An 18074-nucleotide genomic window follows, 5' to 3' on the forward strand; every position below is an offset into this window, starting at 1 on the left:
AGGCGGTTTTTCCATGACTGAAATGGTCTATGGCTCGAATCCCGTACGGGTATCCGAGCCGGTCATCCCAAGGTGGTGGCGCACGATCGACAAGTGGACGCTGACATGCGTCTTCGTCCTGTTCGGGATCGGACTGCTGCTGGGCCTGGCCGCCTCGGTGCCGCTGGCGACGCGGAACGGGCTGGAGCCGTTCTACTATGTCCAGCGTCAGGCCTTCTTCGGCGGGGTCGCGCTGGTGGTGATGCTGGGGATCTCGATGATGCCACCCGAGATGGTGCGCAGGCTTGGGGTTCTGGGCTTCGCCGTGTCGATGCTGGCGCTGATGCTGCTGCCGATCCTTGGCACCGACTTTGGCAAGGGGGCGGTGCGGTGGTTTTCCTTCGGGTTTGCCAGCGTCCAGCCCTCCGAGTTCCTGAAGCCGGGCTTCGTGATCGTGGTGGCCTGGTTGATCGCGGCGAGCCAGGATCTGCAGGGTCCGCCGGGCAAGTCGATTTCCTTTGCGCTGACCCTGGTCGTCGTGGCCTTCCTGGCGATGCAGCCGGACTTCGGCCAGTCTGCGCTGGTGCTCTTCGCCTGGGGCGTGGTCTATTTCGTCGGCGGCGCTCCGATGCTGCTGATCGGGGTCGTCGGCGGCATCGTCGCGGCGGCGGGGCTGGTGTTCTATGAGAGCTCCGAACACTTCGCGCGCCGGATCGATGGGTTCCTGTCGCCCGACGTGGACCCGCGGACGCAGCTTGGCTATGCGGCGAACGCGATCCAGGAGGGCGGGTTTTTCGGTGTGGGCGTGGGTGAGGGGCAGGTGAAATGGTCGCTCCCGGACGCGCATACCGACTTCATCATCGCGGTGGCGGCTGAGGAATACGGGCTTCTGCTGGTCCTCCTGATCCTGGCGGTCTACGGGGTGATCGTGGTGCGGTCCCTGTGGCGTCTCCTGCCCGAGCGGGACCCGTTTGCGCGGCTGGCGGGTGCGGGGCTTGCCTGCATCTTCGGGGTGCAGGCGATGATCAACATGGGCGTGGCTGTGCGGCTGTTGCCGGCCAAGGGGATGACGCTTCCCTTCGTGAGCTATGGCGGGTCGTCGGTCATCGCGGCCGGGATCACGTTGGGGATGCTTCTGGCGCTGACGCGGGAGCGGCCGCGGGGGCAGATGAGCGACGTCTTCCGGCGGGGGCGGTGATGGGTTTCTGCACGGCGAGCCCCCCCACCCCGGCCCTCCCCCACGGAGGGGGGAGGGAGGCGCCTGGACGCGCCGGGGGATCGGAGCGATGAGCGGCAAGCTTCTTCTGATCGCGGCGGGGGGCACGGGGGGGCACATGTTCCCGGCGCAGGCCCTGGCCGAGGCGATGCTGGCGCGGGGCTGGCGGGTTAAGCTGTCCACCGACGACCGGGGCGCGCGCTATGCGGGCGGGTTTCCGAAAGAGGTGGCAATCGAGCGGGTGGCGTCGGCGACCTTTGCCCGGGGCGGCGTGGCGGCAAAGCTGATGGTGCCGTTCCGGATCCTGGGGGGCGTCGTGGGTGCGCTCATGTCTCAGATGCGCGACAGGCCGGCCGTGGTGGTGGGGTTCGGGGGGTATCCGTCGATCCCGGCGCTGTCGGCGGCGTGGATGTTGCGGCGGCCGCGGATGATCCATGAGCAGAACGGGGTTCTGGGACGGGTGAACCAGGTCTTTGCGCGGCGGGTGGACCGGGTTGCCTGCGGGACCTGGCCCACGGCCTTGCCGCAGGGCGTGACGGGAGAAGCGACGGGAAACCCGGTGCGGCAGGCCGTGCTGGACCGCGGCTCGGCGCCCTATATCCCTCCGGGCGACTATCCGATGGCGATGGTGGTGATCGGCGGGTCTCAGGGCGCGCGGATCCTGTCGGACGTGGTGCCGGCGGCAGTGGCGCTGCTGCCGGAAGGCTTGCGGGCGAACCTTCGGGTGGCGCATCAGGCGCGGGACGAGGATGCGGCGCGGGCGGCAGCAGGGTACGAGGCGGCGGGAGTGCGGGCGGAGATCGCGCCGTTCTTTGCGGACATTCCGCGGCGGCTTTCCGAGGCTCAGCTGGTGATCTCGCGCTCGGGCGCTTCTTCGGTGGCGGACATCTCGGTGATCGGGCGGCCGTCGATCCTGATCCCCTTCGCGGCCGCGACGGGGGATCACCAGACGGCCAATGCGAAGGGGCTGGCTGACGCAGGGGCAGCGGTGGTGATCCAGGAGAAGGCGCTTGACGCGGCCGGCCTTGCGGGCCACATCGCCGCGATCCTGGAAGACCCCCTGAAGGCCGAGGGCATGGCGCGCGCGGCCCTGGGCGAAGGCAAGCCGGACGCGACGGCGCGGCTGGTGGCATTGGTTGAAGATTTGGGCGGAGACGCATCATGAACGCAGCGACGAAGCTTCCGCTGGAATTGGGGCCGATCCATTTCGTGGGAATCGGCGGCATCGGGATGAGCGGGATCGCCGAGGTCCTGATGACGCTGGGCTACGCGGTCCAGGGGTCGGATGCGAAGGCGTCGAAGATCACCGACCGGCTGGTGAAGCTGGGCGCGCGGTTCTTCGAGGGCCAGAAGGCCGAGAACATCGGGGATGGCGTGTCGGTCGTCGTGATCTCGTCTGCGATCAAGAAGGGCAACCCGGAGCTGGAAGAGGCGCGGCGGCGGAAGCTGCCGGTCGTGCGCCGGGCGGAGATGCTGGCGGAGCTGATGCGGCTGCGGTCGAACATCGCCATCGCCGGGACGCATGGCAAGACCACGACCACGACGATGGTGGCGACGCTTCTGGACAAGGGCGGGTTCGACCCGACGGTCATCAACGGCGGCGTGATCCATGCCTATGGGTCCAATGCTCGCGCCGGGGCGGGGGAGTGGATGGTCGTGGAGGCGGACGAGTCCGACGGCTCGTTCAACCGGCTGCCCGCGACCATCGCCATCGTGACCAACATCGACCCCGAGCACATGGAGCATTGGGGGACCTTCGACGCGCTGCGGAAGGGGTTTCTGGACTTCGTGTCGAACATCCCCTTCTACGGCCTTGCGGTCTGTTGCACCGACCACCCCGAGGTGCAGGCGCTGGTCGGGCGGGTGACGGACCGCCGCGTGGTGACCTTCGGCTTCAATGCTCAGGCCGACGTGCGGGCGGTGAACCTGCGGTATGAAGCGGGCGTTGCGCATTTCGACATTGCGCTGCAGGGCGAGGGCGGGATGATCGAGGGCTGCACCCTGCCGATGCCCGGGGACCACAACGTCAGCAATGCGCTTTCGGCGGTCGCGGTGGCGCGGCATCTGGGGATGAAGCGCGACGAGATCCGCGAGGCCCTGGCCGGGTTCGCCGGAGTGAACCGGCGGTTCACCAAGGTCGCGGACGTGAACGGGGTCACCATCATCGACGATTACGGCCACCACCCCGTCGAGATCGCGGCGGTGCTGAAGGCGGCGCGGCAGGCGATTGGCGGGAAGCAGGGGGGCCGGATCATCGCCGTCCACCAGCCGCACCGCTACACCCGGCTGTCGAGCCTCTTCGAGGAATTCTGCACCTGCTTCAACGAGGCCGATGTGGTGGCGATCGCCGATGTCTACTCGGCCGGGGAGGACCCGATTCCGGGTGCCTCGCGCGATGATCTGGTGGCGGGGCTGATCGCCCACGGCCACCGCCATGCCCGCGCGCTGCAGGACGAAAGCGAGCTTGCGCGGCTGGTGAAGGAACAGGCACGGCCGGGCGACATGGTGGTCTGCCTTGGCGCGGGGACGATCAGTGCCTGGGCCAATGCGCTGCCCGCGAAACTGCTGGGCAAGGCCGCATGAGCCGGTCGGGGGCCGTTGCATGATCTGGGGTGTCGTCACGCCCCTGTTCTTCGGCTGCCTGTGGATCCTGCTTGCCGCCATCGTCGCCATGCTTCCGATGAAGCGGCAGATGGTGCCGGGGATCATCCTTCTGATCCTCGCGCCCTTCCTTCTGGTCTGGATCGGCTGGTTTCACGGCTGGGGCTGGGCGGTGGCGGGGCTGGTTGCCTTTGCCTCGATGTTCCGCAACCCGCTGATCTACTTCATCCGCCGCGCCCTGGGGCGGCCAGCGCCGCTGCCGAAGGACCTGGAGAAATGAGCGCCCCGGTCCCGACCAGACGGGCAGCGGCCGATGGCTGACACTCTGGAGCGCCGCCTTGGGCTTGGCCTGCTGACAGCCTACGGCGTCGGCGTGATGGTGGGCGCGGGCATCTATGTCCTTGTCGGCACCGTGGTCGGTCATGCCGGTATCTGGGCGCCCCTGGCCTTTGTTCTGGCAGGCGTGGTCGCGCTGTTCTCGGCCCTTTCCTATGCCGAGTTCGCCACGCGACTGCCCGAGGCGGCGGGCCAGGCGGCCTATATCGAGCGCGGCTTCTCCTCGCGCGATCTTGGTGTCCTGGCGGGCCTTGCCATCGCGCTGACCGGCGTGATCTCGGCTGCAGCGGTGCTGCGGGGCGGGGTCGGTTACCTGACCACGTTCTTGGACCTGCCCGAGCTTTGGCTGATCGCCGGGATCGGTGCGGCGCTGACGGTGGTGGCGGTGGTCGGCGTCCTGGAAAGCCTGGCGCTGATCGCGCTGCTGACGGTGGTCGAGGTGGCGGGCCTTCTGGCCGTGGTGGGCGCGGGGTTCCTTGCGACCCCTGGTCCGGACTGGGTGGCGCTTGCGGATCTCCCCCCGCCGCCGATTGCCGGGATCGCGGCGGCGATCTCGCTGTCGGTCTTCGCCTTCATCGGCTTCGAGGACCTGACCAACATGGCCGAAGAGGCGCGCGAGCCCGAGCGGGTGATGCCGCGCGCGATCTTGCTGGCGCTGTTCATCACCGCGGCGCTTTACATTGCGGTGAGCCTGGCTGCGGTTCGTGTCGCGCCCCATGCCGAGCTTCGCGCCAGCGCCCAGCCTGTCGCGCTGATCTGGGAGCGCGCGACCGGCAGTTCACCGGCCTTCCTGTCGGCCATCGCGGTCGCCGCCGCGCTGAACGGCGTGCTGGCGCAGATCGTCATGGCCTCACGCGTGCTTTACGGGCTGGGCCGGCGCACGCGCGTGCTGGAGCCCCTGGCCCGGTCGCATCCCCGCTTTGGCACCCCGGCCCGGGCCACGCTTCTGGTCGGTGGCGCAGTGCTGGCGGCGGCACTGCTTTTGCCGGTCGAGACCCTGGCCGAGGCGACGGCCATCATCCTTCTGGCGGTGTTCGCGCTGGTGAACGCCGCGCTGATCCGGCTGCATCGCCGGGAACCGGAAGCCCCGTTCCGCGTCGCGGCCTGGGTCCCCTGGGCGGGGCTGATCGCAGCGCTTGCCGCCCTGGCCGCGGCGATGTCCGCCGTTCTGATCGGAGAAGTCACATGATTGGCAACCTTGGCGCGGATCCGGACTACTGGCCGCTGGTCCTGAGCCTGTTGTGGCTGGTGGTGGCCAACGTCATCGCCATGTTCCCCTCGAAGGACAAGCACTGGCGCGCGGCCTATGTGCTGATCGCGCTGGGCGTGCCGCTTCTGGGCTGGGTGACCTGGGTGGCGGGTCCGGTGGTGGGGCTGGTGCTTCTGGCCGCCGGGGCCTCGGTCCTGCGCTGGCCGGTGATCTTCCTGTGGCGCTGGTTGCGCCGGCAGCTGGGGTAAGGCCGATGGGCGGGTTGATCTGGGTCCCCGGTGTCGTGATGCTGATCTTCGTGGCGGTCCTGTCCTATGGCATGACGCGCCGCTATGGCTGGGGACAGGCGCTGGCGCTGCCGGTGCTGGCGTTGGTGGCGGTGCTGGCGATGCGGTGGCAAGAGCAGGGCGGGTCCGGGTTCGACTGGGGCTCGCTGGTTTTTGCGGTCCCCGTGCTGCTGGGATCGGTGGCGGGCATCGCGGTCGCAAGCCTGTGGCGTCGGTGACAGGTCTTGCAAGAGGCACGAAAGCGCCGCAGAACCGGACCATGACCAAGCTTCCTGAAACGCGCGGCGTGCTGACGCCGGACCGGCCGCTGGCCGACCTGACCTGGCTGCGCGTGGGCGGGCCTGCCGACTGGCTGTACCAGCCGGCGGACGAGGCGGACCTATGCGCCTTCCTGGGCGCTCTGGACCCGGCCGTGGCGGTCTTCCCGATGGGCGTGGGGTCGAACCTGATCGTGCGGGATGGCGGCATCCGGGCGGTGGTGATCCGGCTGGGACGGGGGTTCAACGGGATCGAGGTGCAGGGCGACCGGGTCGTGGCCGGAGCGGCCGCGCTGGATGCTCATGTGGCGCGGCGGGCGGCGGAGGCGGGGCTGGACCTCACCTTCCTGCGGACGATCCCGGGGTCGATCGGCGGCGCGGTGCGGATGAACGCTGGCTGCTACGGGTCCTACGTGGCCGACGTGCTGGAGGAGGTGCGGGTGGTAACTCGGTCGGGCGAGGTGGTGGTGCTGCCCGCCTCGGCCTTGAACCTGCGGTATCGGCAGAGCGATCTGCCTGAGTGCGCGGTGATCGTCTCGGCCACGTTTCGCGCGGCGAAGGGGGATCCGGCGGCTTTGGAGGCGCGCATGGTCGAGCAGATCGCCAAGCGCGATGCGAGCCAGCCCACGAAGGAGCGGTCAGCGGGGTCCACGTTCCGCAATCCTGTCGGACGGTCGTCCACGGGGCGGGCGGATGACAGCCATGAGCTGAAGGCCTGGAAGGTGATCGACGACGCCGGGATGCGCGGCGCGCGCGTCGGCGGGGCGCAGATGTCCACGATGCATTCCAACTTCATGATCAACGCCGGCGGCGCCACGGCGGCGGATCTGGAAAATCTCGGCGAAGAGGTCAGGAAAAAGGTTTACCAATCAAGCGGTATCACGCTAGAGTGGGAAATCATGCGGGTCGGAGAAACCTTGCAGGACTAAGAAGATCACGGGGCAGATAAGCCCTGGATGAGGCAGTGTATGGCGGGCGCATCGAGCAGGATGGCCCCCGAAGTGGCGGTGTTGATGGGTGGGCTTTCCGCTGAGCGGGAAGTGTCGCTTGTCTCTGGGCGCGAATGCGCCAAGGCCCTGCGGGAGGCTGGTTATCAGGTGACGGAGGTCGATTGCGGCCCCGATCTGCCTGCGCGCCTTGCTGACCTGAAACCCGATGTCTGTTTCAACGCGCTGCATGGCCGCTGGGGCGAGGATGGCTGCGTCCAGGGGGTGCTGGAGTGGCTGCAGATCCCCTATACGCATTCCGGGGTGCTGGCCTCGGCCTTGGCGATGGACAAGGTCAAGACCAAGGAGGTCTACAGGGCCGCCGGCCTGCCGGTGGTGGAAAGCGTGCTGGCCAGCCGCGAAGAGGTCGAGGCGGGGCATGTCCTGCCCGCGCCCTACGTGGTGAAGCCCTACAACGAGGGGTCCTCGGTCGGGGTCTATATCGTCCGCGAGGGGTCGAACGCGCCGCGACTGGCGGCCACGATGCCGGACGTGGTGATGGTCGAGACCTATGCCCCCGGCCGTGAACTGACGACGACGGTGATGGGCGACCGGGCGCTGGGGGTGACGGATATCATCACCGACGGCTGGTACGACTATGACGCCAAGTACAAACCCGGCGGTTCCCGGCATGAGTGCCCGGCGAAGCTGCCCGCCGAGATCGAGGCGGCTTGCCTGGATTACGCACTGCGGGCGCACAGGGCGCTTGGGTGCCGGGGCGTGTCGCGGACGGATTTCCGCTGGGATGAGGCGCGGGGGCTGGACGGGCTGATCCTGCTGGAGACGAACACGCAGCCGGGGATGACGCCGACCTCGCTGGCCCCGGAACAGGCGGCGATGCAGGGGATCGGGTTCCCGGAGTTCTGCGCCTGGATGGTGAGGGACGCTTCATGCAATCGCTGATCGCCCGCCGTCCCACGACCCGTGTCCGCAAGGACCCCGCGCCGTCGAAATGGGCCTACCGGGTCCAGCGCTGGATGCTGACGCCCTATGTGCGCAGCCTAGTCTTCAAGGGCATTCCGACGCTGGTCGTCTTCGGTGCGGCCGCGCTGTGGCTGGGCCATGAGCCCAACCGGCAGGCGGTGATCGGGCAACTGACCCATCTGCGCGAGGAATTCGAGGCGCGGCCGGAGTTCCGGGTGAGCCTCGCCCGGGTCGAGGGTGCGTCCGACGACCTGGCCGAGGCGGTGCGGGCGAAGCTGGCGCTGCCCTTGCCGATGTCCTCGTTCGATATCGACCTTGATGCCGCGCGCGACCGGATCGAGGCGCTGGACGCGGTCAAGAAGGCCGACCTCCGGGTCCGGTCGGGCGGCGTGTTGCAGGTGCTGATCACCGAGCGTGTGCCCGTCGCGGTCTGGCGGACCGAGGACGGGCTGACGCTGGTGGACGAGACCGGGCACCGGGTCGCGGGCCTTTTGTCGCGCGCCGACCGGGCCGACCTGCCGCTGATCGCGGGCGAAGGGGCCGATGCGGCCACGCCCGAGGCATTGGAGCTGATCGCCGCCGCTGGGCCGCTGACGCCGCGTATCCGGGGCCTTGTCCGCATGGGCGACCGGCGCTGGGACATCGTCCTTGACCGCGACCAGCGCATCCTTCTGCCCGAGAAGAACCCGGTCCAGGCCTTGGAGCGCCTTCTGGCGCTCGACCACGCCCAGGACCTGATGAACCGCGACATCCTGACCGTGGACCTGCGGTCCGACCACCGCCCAACCCTTCGCCTCACCCCCAATGCCCTTGCCGAAATTCGCCGCGCGCAGGGCCTAGAAACCGTGGAGAACGAACTGTGACCGATCTCTATACCTCTCAGCGCGCCATGCGGAACATGCGGAAGGCTGCCATGCAGCGCGGCGTGATCGCCATCCTGGATGTGGGCACGTCGAAGATCGCCTGCCTGATCCTGCGCTTCGACGGGCCGGACCGCCTGCGCGAGCAGGACGGGGTCGGGCCGATGGCGGGGCAAAGCCAGTTCCGGGTGATCGGCGCGGCGACGACCCGCAGCCGCGGCGTCCGCTTCGGCGAGATCGCGGTGATGAACGAGACGGAGCGCGCCATTCGCACGGCGGTGCAGGCGGCGCAGAAGATGGCCAACGTGCGGGTCGACCACGTGATCGCCTGCTTCTCGGGCGCTGAACCCCGCAGCTACGGGCTGGCGGGCGAGCTGGACCTGCAGGATTCCGTGGTGACCGAGCAGGACGTGAGCCGTGTGCTGGCCGCCTGCGACGTGCCAGACCTGGGGCAGGGACGCGAAGTGCTGCACGCCCAGCCGGTGAACTTTGCGCTGGACCATCGGTCGGGCCTGGGCGATCCGCGCGGGCAGATCGGGCATCGGCTGGCCGTCGACATGCACCTGTTGTCGGTGGACGGCGACGTGGTGCAGAACCTTCTCTACTGCATCAAGCGCTGTGACCTGGAACTGGCGGGGATTGCATCCTCGGCCTATGTGTCGGCGATCTCCAGCCTCGTCGAGGACGAGCAGGAGCTGGGCGCGGCCTGCATCGACATGGGCGGCGGGGCCACGGGCATCTCGATCTTCATGAAGAAGCACATGATCTATGCGGATTCCGTCCGCATGGGTGGCGACCACGTGACAAGCGACATCTCCAAGGGTCTGCAGATCCCGATGGCTACGGCCGAACGGATCAAGACGCGCCACGGCGGGCTTTACGCCACCGGCATGGACGACCGCGAGATGATCGACATCGGCGGCGACTCGGGCGACTGGGAGAAGGACCGCCGCCAGATCAGCCGGACCGAGCTGATCGGGATCATGCGGCCCCGCGTGGAGGAGATCCTCGAGGAAGTGCGCGCGACGCTGGATGCGGCAGGGTTTGACACGCTCCCCAGCCAGCAGATCGTGCTGACGGGCGGCGGCAGCCAGATCCCGGGGCTGGACGGCATTGCGACGCGGGTGCTTGGCCAGCGCGTCCGGCTGGGCCGTCCGTTGCGCGTGCAGGGGCTGCCTCAGGCGGCGACGGGAGCGGCTTTTGCCAGCGCCGTGGGCCTGTGCCTCTTTGCGGCGCATCCGCAGGACGAATGGTGGGACTTCGAAATTCCCGCAGAACGCTACCCGGCACGCTCGCTTCGGCGGGCCGTCAAATGGTTCAAGGATAACTGGTGACCACAACATCCGGCCGAAGGGGCGAAATACCGCTGATTGCGGGGGTTTGACCCCCAGATTTCGTGGTTTCCCGCGAGTTTTCGCGTGACCTTTGGAAGTGTTGTGGATAGAATCGGGGATAAGTAGGCCTTCCGCGGGGATTTGATGGCGGAAAGGACCGGAAACAGGCGGCGGACAAACGGACAGGCAAAACCCAATGGCACTCAATCTGACGATGACTTCGGAGCGTGAAGAGCTGAAGCCGCGCATCACCGTGTTCGGTGTGGGCGGCGCGGGCGGCAACGCGGTGAACAACATGATCGACAAGATGCTGGAAGGCGTCGAGTTCGTCGTGGCCAACACCGACGCGCAGGCCCTGCAGCAAAGCCGGGCAGGCGCGCGCATCCAGATGGGTGTCAAGGCGACGGAAGGTCTTGGGGCAGGGGCCCGGCCGACGGTGGGGGCCGCTGCGGCGGAAGAGACGATCGAAGAAATCGTCGACCACCTGGCCGGGGCGCATATGTGCTTCATCACTGCGGGCATGGGCGGCGGCACCGGGACCGGCGCGGCCCCGATCATCGCGCAGGCGGCGCGGGAGCTGGGCGTGCTGACCGTGGGCGTCGTGACGAAGCCCTTCCAGTTCGAAGGTGCCAAGCGGATGCGGCAGGCCGAAGAGGGTATCGAGGCGCTCCAGAAGGTCGTCGATACGCTGATCATCATCCCGAACCAGAACCTGTTCCGCCTGGCCAACGAGCGCACGACCTTTACCGAAGCCTTCGCGATGGCCGACGATGTGCTCTACCAGGGCGTCAAGGGCGTGACCGACCTGATGGTGCGGCCGGGCCTGATCAACCTCGACTTCGCCGACGTCCGCGCGGTGATGGACGAGATGGGCAAGGCGATGATGGGCACGGGCGAAGCCACCGGCGACGACCGCGCGATCCAGGCGGCGGAGAAGGCGATTGCCAACCCGCTGCTGGACGAGATCAGCCTGAACGGTGCCAAGGGCGTGCTGATCAACATCACCGGCGGCCATGACCTGACGCTGTTCGAACTGGACGAAGCTGCGAACATCATCCGCGAGAAGGTGGACCCGGAAGCCAACATCATCGTCGGCTCGACGCTGGACACCGCGATGGAAGGCCGTATCCGTGTGTCGGTCGTCGCGACCGGCATCGACGCTTCGGCCGCGAACAAGGCCGAAACGCCGGTCGCGCGCCGCTCGATGGGCGCGCCGCTGACTCTCGCTCCGGAAGCGCCCCGCGCGGCGGCCCCCGCCTACACCCCGGCCCCCGCGCCGGTGATGGAAGAGCGCGCCCCGTTCCAGGAAGAGGTCGAGTCGGTGGCCGACGCCGCCTTCGACGCGGTGGCATCGAAGGCCGACATGGATGCCGACGACCTGTCCATCGCCGACGACCTGCCGCCGCCGGCCTACCGCCCGCAGCAGGTTGCCCAGCCGACGCTTGTGCGGTCGACCCCAGCGGCGATCGAGGCCGACGCTTCCGAGTTCGTGGCCCCGCGTCCGCGCGTCGCCGGCCAGCCCTCGCCCGAGGCGATTGCCCGGCTGCAGGCTGCGGTCAACCGTCCGGGCGCCGCGCCCGCGAAGTTCAGCCGTCCCGCTGCGGCGCCGGCCCCCGCTCCGGCCCCGGCTCCGGCGGCCCAGGGCGCGGCAAAGCCCCGCTTCGGCATCGGCTCGTTGATCAACCGGATGGCGGGCCACCTGGAGGCCAATCCGACCGCTCCCGCGGCGCGGAACCAGCCGCCGGTCACCGCCTATGACGACGACCACGACATGGGTTCCGACCAGGACCGGATCGAGATCCCTGCCTTCCTGCGCCGCCAGGCCAACTGAAAAGAACGCGGCATCAACCTTTCGGAAAGGCTCGGGTAACCGGGCCTTTTCTTTTTGCATCAATGGGTTGCGGCGTGTTTCAAAGCTGACACATACCGTCACAAAGAGTGAGTTGAGGTTCAAATCCCTAACGAATACCTAACGTGCAATCGGAACGGGTAGAAACCCGCTCCACATGAGGTTGAGCGAGACGTGCAGAACACTCTGAAATCACCTGCCGCCTTCACCGGTGTCGGTCTGCATGGCGGGGCACCCGTGCGCATGGTCGTGCGTCCGGCGGCGGCCGATCACGGGATCCGGTTCCGTCGGGTTGACGTGGCGGACCGTGACCAGATGGTGCTGGCGCGCTGGGACATGGTGACGCCGTCCAAGCTGTGCACGGTGATCGAGAACGCCGATGGCGTGTCGGTGTCCACCGTCGAACATATCATGGCCGCGCTGGCCGGTTTTGCCATCCACAACGCGCTGATCGAGATCGACGGACCCGAGGTCCCGATCCTCGACGGCTCGGCCGTGCCCTTCGTCGAGGGGTTCCTCGCGGCTGGAATCGAGGAGCAGGACCAGCCGGTCCGCGCCGTCCGCATCCGCAAGGCCGTCGAAGTGCGCGACGGCGATGCCGTGGCCCGGCTGGAGCCGGCAGAGATGCTGGAGATCGATTTCCGCATCGACTTTGCCGACGAGGCGATCGGTGTGCAGGCACGGCGGCTGAACATGGCCAATGGTGCCTTCGTGCGCGAGTTGTCGGACAGCCGCACCTTCTGCCGCCAGGCGGACGTGGATGCGATGCGGGCCCGGGGCCTTGCTCTGGGGGGCACGCTGGAGAACGCGGTGGTCTTCGACGGGGACCAGGTGCTGTCGCCGGGGGGGCTGCGCCATGCGGACGAACCCGTGCGCCACAAGATGCTGGATGCGGTCGGCGACCTTGCGCTGGCGGGCGGCCCGATCCTGGGGCGCTACGTGGGCGAACGGGCGGGACATGCGCTTACCAACCGGCTTCTGCGCGCTTTGTTCGCGGATCCCGAAGCGTTCGAGATCGTCGACTGCAACCCGCGCACGCTGGGCAAACTGCCGGGTGTGGGCGTCCATGCCGGCGATCTGCCCGCGCGTGCCTGACCCCGGGGTCGGACATCACAGCCTTCTGAAAAGTCACGAAAGGCGTTTTGCGCCCCGGATTTTTCTGTGCTAGGACGGGCGCAACGAAGTGAGGCACGGTGGGGCAAACCGCCTGGCTGCAGGTTGGATAGGCGAAGAATGTCAGGAAGACGGCCCGGCGCAGGGTTCCTCAAGACGGCGCTTCTGGTATCGACGCTGGCCGGATGCGCAAGCATGGGCTCGAACGAGCGGGCGCTGGACAGCTACACCGCCGAAGAGATCTACAAGAAGGGCGAGCTGGAGCTTGAGACCGGCAAGAAGCCGAAGGACGCGCTGGTCTACTTCCAGGAGGTCGAGCGGCTTTATCCCTATACCGAATACGCCAAGCGCGCGCTGATCATGCAGGCCTTCACCCATCACAAGGCGAAGGAATATCCCGAGGCGCGGGATGCGGCGCAGCGTTACCTGGACTTCTATCCGGGTGACGAGGATGCGCCCTATGCGATGTATCTGATGGCGCTGTCCTACTACGACCAGATCGACGATGTGGGCCGCGACCAAGGCATCACCTTCCAGGCGCTGCAGGGCATGCGCGAGGTGATCGAGACCTATCCCGACAGCGAATATGCCCGGTCCGCGATCCTGAAGTTCGACCTCGCCTTCGACCAGCTGGCCGCGAAGGAGATGGAGGTCGGGCGCTATTACCTGAAGCGCGGGCATTACGCGGCGGCGATCAACCGCTTCCGCGTGGTGGTTGCCGATTTCCAGACGACCTCGCACACGGCCGAGGCGCTGCATCGACTGGTCGAATGCTACCTGGCGCTTGGCCTGACGGACGAGGCGCAGACCGCTGGCGCGATCCTGGGCTACAACTACCAGGCCTCTCCCTTCTACGACGACACGTTCCGCCTGTTGAAGGGCAAGGGCCTGTCGCCGGAAGCCAGGGGCGAGGGTTGGTTGCGCACCATCTACCGCCAGATGGTGAAGGGCGAGTGGTTGTGAGGATGGTGCGCTGTAGCGCACCCTACGCCTGACCATGCTGCGCAGCCTGGACATCCGCGATGTGCTGATCATCGACCGGCTGAGCTTGGAGCTTGAGCCGGGTTTGAACGTGCTGACCGGCGAGACGGGGGCGGGGAAGTCGATCCTTCTGGATGCGCTGGGGTTCGTGTTGGGCTGGCGGGGCCGGGCGGAACTGGTCCGGGCCGGGGCGTCTCAGGGTGAGGTGACGGCGGTCTTTGATCTTCCCGTGGGCCATGCAGCACGGTCGGTGCTGGAGGAGGCCGGGATCGAGGCCGAGGACGAGCTGATCCTGCGGCGCGTCAATGCGGCGGATGGGCGGAAGACGGCCTTCGTCAACGACCGGCGGGTCTCGGGCGAGGTGCTGCGGGACCTGTCGGATACGCTGGTGGAGCTGCACGGCCAGCACGATGACCGGGGGCTGTTGAACCCCCGGGGTCACCGGGCGCTGCTGGATGCCTTTGCGGGGCTGGACCTTTGTCCGCTGCGGGCGGCCTGGGCGGCGCAGCGGGAGGCTCGGTCGGCCTTGGCCGAGGCCGAGGGCGCGCTGGCGCGGGCGGCGGCAGAGGAAGAGTTCCTGCGCCATGCGGTGGCGGAACTGGACAAGCTGGACCCTCGGCCCGGAGAGGACGAGGCGCTGGATGCGCGGCGGCGGCTGATGCAGGGCGCGGGGCGGATTCGCGAGGATGTGGCCAAGGCGCTGATGGCCCTGTCCGACGAGGGCGCCGAGGGGCGGATGCGGGATGCCTTGCGCTGGTTGGATGGCGCGGCGGAGAAGGCCGAGGGGCGGCTGGACGCGCCGATGGAGGCCTTGAATCGCGCGCTGATCGAGCTGGGCGAAGCGCAGGGCGGGGTGGAGAGGGCGCTGGAGGCGCTGGACTTCGATCCGGGAGAGCTGGAGCGGGTCGAGGAGCGGCTGTTCGCGATCCGGGCCTTGGCGCGGAAGCATGGGGTCCTGGCGGACGATCTTGGCGGCTTTGCCGAGGGGTTGCGGGCTCGGCTGGCGGCGATTGATGGCGGGGCGGCGGGTCTGGCGAAGCTGGGGAAGGCCGTGGCCGAGGCGGAGGCGGCTTATGCCGCCGAGGCGGCGCGGGTGACGAAGGCGCGGGTCGCGGCGGCGAAGAAGCTGGATGCGGCGATGGCGGCGGAACTGGCCCCGTTGAAGATGGAACGGGCGGTCTTTGCGACCGAGGTCACGGCAGGGGAGCCGGGGCCGGAGGGAGTGGATTTGGTGACCTTCACCGTGGCCACCAACCCTGGCGCGCCCTCGGGTCCACTGAACCGGATCGCCTCGGGCGGGGAATTGTCGCGGTTCCTTCTGGCTTTGAAGGTCTGCCTGACCGGGGACAGCCCCGGGCTGACCCTGATCTTCGATGAGATCGACCGGGGTGTCGGTGGCGCGACGGCGGATGCGGTGGGGCGGCGGTTGAAGGCCTTGGCGCAGGGCGCGCAGGTGCTGGTCGTGACGCATTCCCCACAGGTGGCGGCCTTCGGGGCGCGCCACTGGCGGGTGGAGAAGCGGGTGGCGAAGGGGCAGACCCTGTCCACTGTCACGGGGCTCGGGGCCGAAGAGCGGGTCGAAGAGATCGCGCGGATGCTGGCGGGCGACACGGTGACCGAGGCCGCGAGGGCCGCCGCGCGGGCTCTGCTTCTGGGCTGAGCCAACCGCCCGGATTTGCGGCAGGATCGGGATGATCCATGCGCTGGCTGCATGGCGGGACTTCGCGGGTGCGACCTACAATGCTGCGTTGCAGCGTCCTATCTTCAGGATACGAAGAAAGGACCTAACCCATGTTCAACCTGTTCAAATCACTGGTTTCCGGTTTCCCCCGCGTCGCCGACCTGGAGCGCGCCTATCTGAACGCCTCGGTCAGCCGCATCGACCTGGAACGCCGCCAGCGCGAGATCGACAACGGCCTCTTCCGCCGTTCGAGCTTTGACCTCTAGTCATGCCTGAAGCTCATGGCTGACGGGGGACGACCTTCCCCGGGTTCATGAGGTTGAAAGGGTCAAGCGCGGCCTTCACCGCGCCCATGACCTGCCATGCCGCCCCATGCTCGGCCGCCATCAGGCCGAGCTTGCCGAAGCCCACCCCGTGTTCCCCCGTGATCGTGCCGCCCAGACGGAGGGAGCGTTCGGCCATCCTGTGAGCCAGATCCTTGGCCGTTCGGGCCTCGTCGGGCCGTGACGGATCGACCATCAGGATCGCGTGGAAATTGCCGTCGCCGACATGGCCCAGGATCGGGCCGGTGATGCCGGAGGCGGCGATGTCGGCGCGGGTTTCCTCGACCGCCTGGGCCAGCCGCGAGATCGGGACGCAGACATCGGTCACGATGGCCTTTGCCCCCGGTCGAGACGCCAGGATCGCCCGGTAGGCGCTGTGACGCGCGGCCCAGAGACGGGTGCGGGCTTCCTGTTTCTCGGCCCAGTCCAGCCCCTCTGCCCCGTGGTCTGCTGCGAGCGCGCGGAAGCGGGCGACGTCCTCGGCAAGGCCCTCCGGGTGACCGTGGAACTCGACCAGGAGCTGCGGAGAGAGGGGCAGCGTGAGGCTGGAATAGGCGTTGCAGGCGGCGACGGTGTCCGCGTCCAGGAACTCGATCCGGGCGGGGGTCAGGCCCATCTGCATCGTGGCGATGACACAGTCGACGGCGGCGCTTACGGTGGGGAAGGCGGCGACGGCGGTCATCACGGCCTCGGGTTGGCCGTGGAGTTTCAGGGTAAGCTCGGTGATGAGGCCCAGCGTGCCTTCGGAGCCGACGAAGAGGGCGGTCAGGTCGTAACCAGCGGAGGACTTGGGCGCGCCGGTGCCGGTGCGGATGACCTCGCCACTGGCCAGCACGACCGTGAGCCCTCGCACGTTGTCACGCATAGTCCCGTAGCGGACGGCGGTCGTCCCCGACGCCCGGGTCGCGGCCATCCCGCCAAGCGAGGCGTTCGCTCCGGGATCGACCGAGAACATCAGGCCGGTGGTGCGGAGTTCGGTGTTTAGCGCTTCGCGGGTCAGCCCTGGCTGGACGCGGACGAGGCGGTCCTCGGGGCGGATCTCCAGCACGGCGGCCATGTCGCGGAAATCGACGACGACACCCCCGGCCAAGGCCAGCGCGTGGCCTTCAAGCGAGGTGCCTGCGCCCCAGCCGATCAGCGGGATACGGTGGGCGGTGGACCAGCGGGCCAGCGCAGCGACCTCTTCGGTCGAGCGGGGAAAGACCACGGCATCGGGCAGGCCGCCCGCGACGAGGCTTTCGCTTTGCGCATGTTCGGTGCGGATAGCGGCGGATACCGCCAGCCGGTCGCCGAAGATTGCGCGAAGGGCGGTAAGGGGGGCATCGTCCAGCATGTTCGTCAGCCTAGCGGCTTTGCGACCCGGCACAAGCTCTGGCCCTTCTCCGCGCTTTCCGCTATCAGGCGCGCATTCCATGCGAGGAGTCGCCCCGATGAAAGCCGCCGTCGTCACCTTCCCGGGTTCGAACTGCGACCGCGACCTTGCCGTTGCCTTCGAGGGGGCAGGCTTCCAGGTCAGCCGGGTCTGGCACAAGGACAGCGAGCTGCCCAAGGGCGTCGATGTCGTGGGCGTGCCGGGCGGCTTCAGCTTCGGCGATTACCTGCGCTGTGGGGCCATCGCAGCGCAATCGCCGATCAGCGCAGCGATCCGCGCCCATGCGGAAAAGGGCGGCTTCGTGCTGGGGATCTGCAACGGCTTTCAGGTCATCACCGAAATGGGGCTTCTGCCCGGCGTCCTGATGCGCAACGCGACGCTGAAATTCGTCTGCCGCACTGTCACACTGAAGGTGGCGACCACGGATTCCAGCTTCACCAACGCCTATAACGTCGGTCAGGAGATCGCCATTCCGATCGCCCATCACGACGGCAATTACACCATCGACGCCGACGGCCTTGCCCGGCTGCAGGGCGAAGACCGGATCGCCTTCACCTACGCCCAGAACCCCAACGGCAGCATGGCGGACATCGCCGGCGTGTTGTCCGAAAACCGCCGCGTCCTGGGGATGATGCCGCACCCGGAGCGGGCCACCGAGGCCGCTTTGGGCAGCAGTGATGGCAAGGGCCTCTTCGCCTCGCTGATGGGCGGGATGGCGCTGGCCTGAGGGCCGCTGGCTTGAGGCCACTCCGGCGCGGCCCTACT

18 protein-coding genes are annotated in these 18074 nt (G+C 68.1%); 17 read left to right on the forward strand and 1 reads right to left on the reverse strand.

Annotation, left to right across the window (positions count from 1 at the left end; genetic code table 11):
- Positions 1 to 13: 13 nt before the first annotated feature.
- From ACE3Q6_RS03425 to ACE3Q6_RS03500, 16 genes are all read left to right on the forward strand, one after another.
- Positions 14 to 1177, forward strand: coding sequence for a putative peptidoglycan glycosyltransferase FtsW (locus tag ACE3Q6_RS03425; protein WP_374428500.1), 1164 nt, complete (start codon positions 14 to 16; stop codon positions 1175 to 1177).
- Positions 1178 to 1265: 88 nt separating this feature from the next.
- Entirely contained in the window at positions 1266 to 2360 is a 1095-nt protein-coding gene (locus ACE3Q6_RS03430; RefSeq protein WP_374428503.1) for a UDP-N-acetylglucosamine--N-acetylmuramyl-(pentapeptide) pyrophosphoryl-undecaprenol N-acetylglucosamine transferase, read from the forward strand.
- Positions 2357 to 3778: a UDP-N-acetylmuramate--L-alanine ligase gene (gene murC / locus ACE3Q6_RS03435; RefSeq protein WP_374428506.1), complete on the forward strand. Its 1422-nt coding sequence runs from the start codon at positions 2357 to 2359 to the stop codon at positions 3776 to 3778. Before ACE3Q6_RS03430 ends, murC begins: the two co-directional genes overlap by 4 nt.
- Positions 3779 to 3797: 19 nt before the next feature.
- Positions 3798 to 4076 (forward strand): DUF2484 family protein, encoded by a 279-nt coding sequence (locus ACE3Q6_RS03440; protein WP_374428508.1) that lies wholly within the window; start codon positions 3798 to 3800, stop codon positions 4074 to 4076.
- A 33-nt stretch (positions 4077 to 4109) separates the two neighbouring features.
- Positions 4110 to 5321: an APC family permease gene (locus ACE3Q6_RS03445; RefSeq protein ID WP_374428510.1), complete on the forward strand. Its 1212-nt coding sequence runs from the start codon at positions 4110 to 4112 to the stop codon at positions 5319 to 5321.
- On the forward strand, positions 5318 to 5590 hold the full coding sequence (locus ACE3Q6_RS03450; protein ID WP_374428512.1) for a DUF2484 family protein: 273 nt from the start codon (positions 5318 to 5320) through the stop codon (positions 5588 to 5590). The genes ACE3Q6_RS03445 and ACE3Q6_RS03450 overlap by 4 nt, the downstream gene beginning before the upstream one ends.
- 5 nt (positions 5591 to 5595) lie before the next feature.
- Positions 5596 to 5847 (forward strand): hypothetical protein, encoded by a 252-nt coding sequence (locus tag ACE3Q6_RS03455; protein ID WP_374428514.1) that lies wholly within the window; start codon positions 5596 to 5598, stop codon positions 5845 to 5847.
- A gap of 41 nt (positions 5848 to 5888) precedes the next feature.
- On the forward strand, positions 5889 to 6815 hold the full coding sequence (gene murB, locus ACE3Q6_RS03460) for a UDP-N-acetylmuramate dehydrogenase (protein ID WP_374428516.1): 927 nt from the start codon (positions 5889 to 5891) through the stop codon (positions 6813 to 6815).
- 39 nt (positions 6816 to 6854) lie between these two features.
- Positions 6855 to 7775, forward strand: coding sequence for a D-alanine--D-alanine ligase (locus ACE3Q6_RS03465; RefSeq protein ID WP_374428518.1), 921 nt, complete (start codon positions 6855 to 6857; stop codon positions 7773 to 7775).
- Complete coding sequence (locus tag ACE3Q6_RS03470; RefSeq protein WP_374428520.1) at positions 7763 to 8659, forward strand: cell division protein FtsQ/DivIB; 897 nt, start codon at positions 7763 to 7765, stop codon at positions 8657 to 8659. Before ACE3Q6_RS03465 ends, ACE3Q6_RS03470 begins: the two co-directional genes overlap by 13 nt.
- Positions 8656 to 9990, forward strand: a complete 1335-nt coding sequence (ftsA, locus tag ACE3Q6_RS03475; RefSeq protein ID WP_374428522.1) for a cell division protein FtsA — start codon at positions 8656 to 8658, stop codon at positions 9988 to 9990. Before ACE3Q6_RS03470 ends, ftsA begins: the two co-directional genes overlap by 4 nt.
- A gap of 196 nt (positions 9991 to 10186) precedes the next feature.
- Positions 10187 to 11821, forward strand: a complete 1635-nt coding sequence (gene ftsZ, locus ACE3Q6_RS03480) for a cell division protein FtsZ (protein ID WP_374428524.1) — start codon at positions 10187 to 10189, stop codon at positions 11819 to 11821.
- Positions 11822 to 12013: 192 nt separating this feature from the next.
- The gene (gene lpxC, locus ACE3Q6_RS03485) at positions 12014 to 12934 is read left to right on the forward strand and encodes a UDP-3-O-acyl-N-acetylglucosamine deacetylase (protein ID WP_374428526.1); all 921 of its coding nucleotides are present in this window, start codon (positions 12014 to 12016) and stop codon (positions 12932 to 12934) included.
- 138 nt (positions 12935 to 13072) lie between these two features.
- Complete coding sequence (locus tag ACE3Q6_RS03490; protein WP_374428528.1) at positions 13073 to 13915, forward strand: outer membrane protein assembly factor BamD; 843 nt, start codon at positions 13073 to 13075, stop codon at positions 13913 to 13915.
- Between the two features lie 34 nt (positions 13916 to 13949).
- Positions 13950 to 15593, forward strand: coding sequence for a DNA repair protein RecN (recN, locus tag ACE3Q6_RS03495; RefSeq protein ID WP_374428530.1), 1644 nt, complete (start codon positions 13950 to 13952; stop codon positions 15591 to 15593).
- A 131-nt stretch (positions 15594 to 15724) separates the two neighbouring features.
- The gene (locus ACE3Q6_RS03500) at positions 15725 to 15880 is read left to right on the forward strand and encodes a hypothetical protein (RefSeq protein WP_374428532.1); all 156 of its coding nucleotides are present in this window, start codon (positions 15725 to 15727) and stop codon (positions 15878 to 15880) included.
- Positions 15881 to 15893: 13 nt separating this feature from the next.
- Here the strand turns inward: ACE3Q6_RS03500 and ACE3Q6_RS03505 are convergent, their stop codons facing one another.
- Positions 15894 to 17270: an FAD-binding oxidoreductase gene (locus ACE3Q6_RS03505; RefSeq protein WP_374428536.1), complete on the reverse strand. Its 1377-nt coding sequence runs from the start codon at positions 17268 to 17270 to the stop codon at positions 15894 to 15896.
- 97 nt (positions 17271 to 17367) lie between these two features.
- On the opposite strand from ACE3Q6_RS03505, the gene purQ reads away from it, so the two are divergent.
- Positions 17368 to 18036: a phosphoribosylformylglycinamidine synthase subunit PurQ gene (gene purQ / locus ACE3Q6_RS03510; protein WP_374428537.1), complete on the forward strand. Its 669-nt coding sequence runs from the start codon at positions 17368 to 17370 to the stop codon at positions 18034 to 18036.
- Positions 18037 to 18074: the final 38 nt, after the last annotated feature.

This window comes from Tabrizicola sp., assembly GCF_041913445.1.
Taxonomy (GTDB): domain Bacteria; phylum Pseudomonadota; class Alphaproteobacteria; order Rhodobacterales; family Rhodobacteraceae; genus Tabrizicola.

Bases quoted from the DNA above. Each gene is read 5' to 3' on its own strand.
- ACE3Q6_RS03425 (WP_374428500.1), top strand. From the start codon at position 14: ATGACTGAAATGGTCTATGGCTCGAATCCCGTACGGGTATCCGAGCCG.
- ACE3Q6_RS03430 (WP_374428503.1), top strand. From the start codon at position 1,266: ATGAGCGGCAAGCTTCTTCTGATCGCGGCGGGGGGCACGGGGGGGCAC.
- murC (WP_374428506.1), top strand. From the start codon at position 2,357: ATGAACGCAGCGACGAAGCTTCCGCTGGAATTGGGGCCGATCCATTTC.
- ACE3Q6_RS03440 (WP_374428508.1), top strand. From the start codon at position 3,798: ATGATCTGGGGTGTCGTCACGCCCCTGTTCTTCGGCTGCCTGTGGATC.
- ACE3Q6_RS03445 (WP_374428510.1), top strand. From the start codon at position 4,110: ATGGCTGACACTCTGGAGCGCCGCCTTGGGCTTGGCCTGCTGACAGCC.
- ACE3Q6_RS03450 (WP_374428512.1), top strand. From the start codon at position 5,318: ATGATTGGCAACCTTGGCGCGGATCCGGACTACTGGCCGCTGGTCCTG.
- ACE3Q6_RS03455 (WP_374428514.1), top strand. From the start codon at position 5,596: ATGGGCGGGTTGATCTGGGTCCCCGGTGTCGTGATGCTGATCTTCGTG.
- murB (WP_374428516.1), top strand. From the start codon at position 5,889: ATGACCAAGCTTCCTGAAACGCGCGGCGTGCTGACGCCGGACCGGCCG.
- ACE3Q6_RS03465 (WP_374428518.1), top strand. From the start codon at position 6,855: ATGGCGGGCGCATCGAGCAGGATGGCCCCCGAAGTGGCGGTGTTGATG.
- ACE3Q6_RS03470 (WP_374428520.1), top strand. From the start codon at position 7,763: ATGCAATCGCTGATCGCCCGCCGTCCCACGACCCGTGTCCGCAAGGAC.
- ftsZ (WP_374428524.1), top strand. From the start codon at position 10,187: ATGGCACTCAATCTGACGATGACTTCGGAGCGTGAAGAGCTGAAGCCG.
- ACE3Q6_RS03490 (WP_374428528.1), top strand. From the start codon at position 13,073: ATGTCAGGAAGACGGCCCGGCGCAGGGTTCCTCAAGACGGCGCTTCTG.
- recN (WP_374428530.1), top strand. From the start codon at position 13,950: ATGCTGCGCAGCCTGGACATCCGCGATGTGCTGATCATCGACCGGCTG.
- ACE3Q6_RS03500 (WP_374428532.1), top strand. From the start codon at position 15,725: ATGTTCAACCTGTTCAAATCACTGGTTTCCGGTTTCCCCCGCGTCGCC.
- ACE3Q6_RS03505 (WP_374428536.1), bottom strand. From the start codon at position 17,270: ATGCTGGACGATGCCCCCCTTACCGCCCTTCGCGCAATCTTCGGCGAC.
- purQ (WP_374428537.1), top strand. From the start codon at position 17,368: ATGAAAGCCGCCGTCGTCACCTTCCCGGGTTCGAACTGCGACCGCGAC.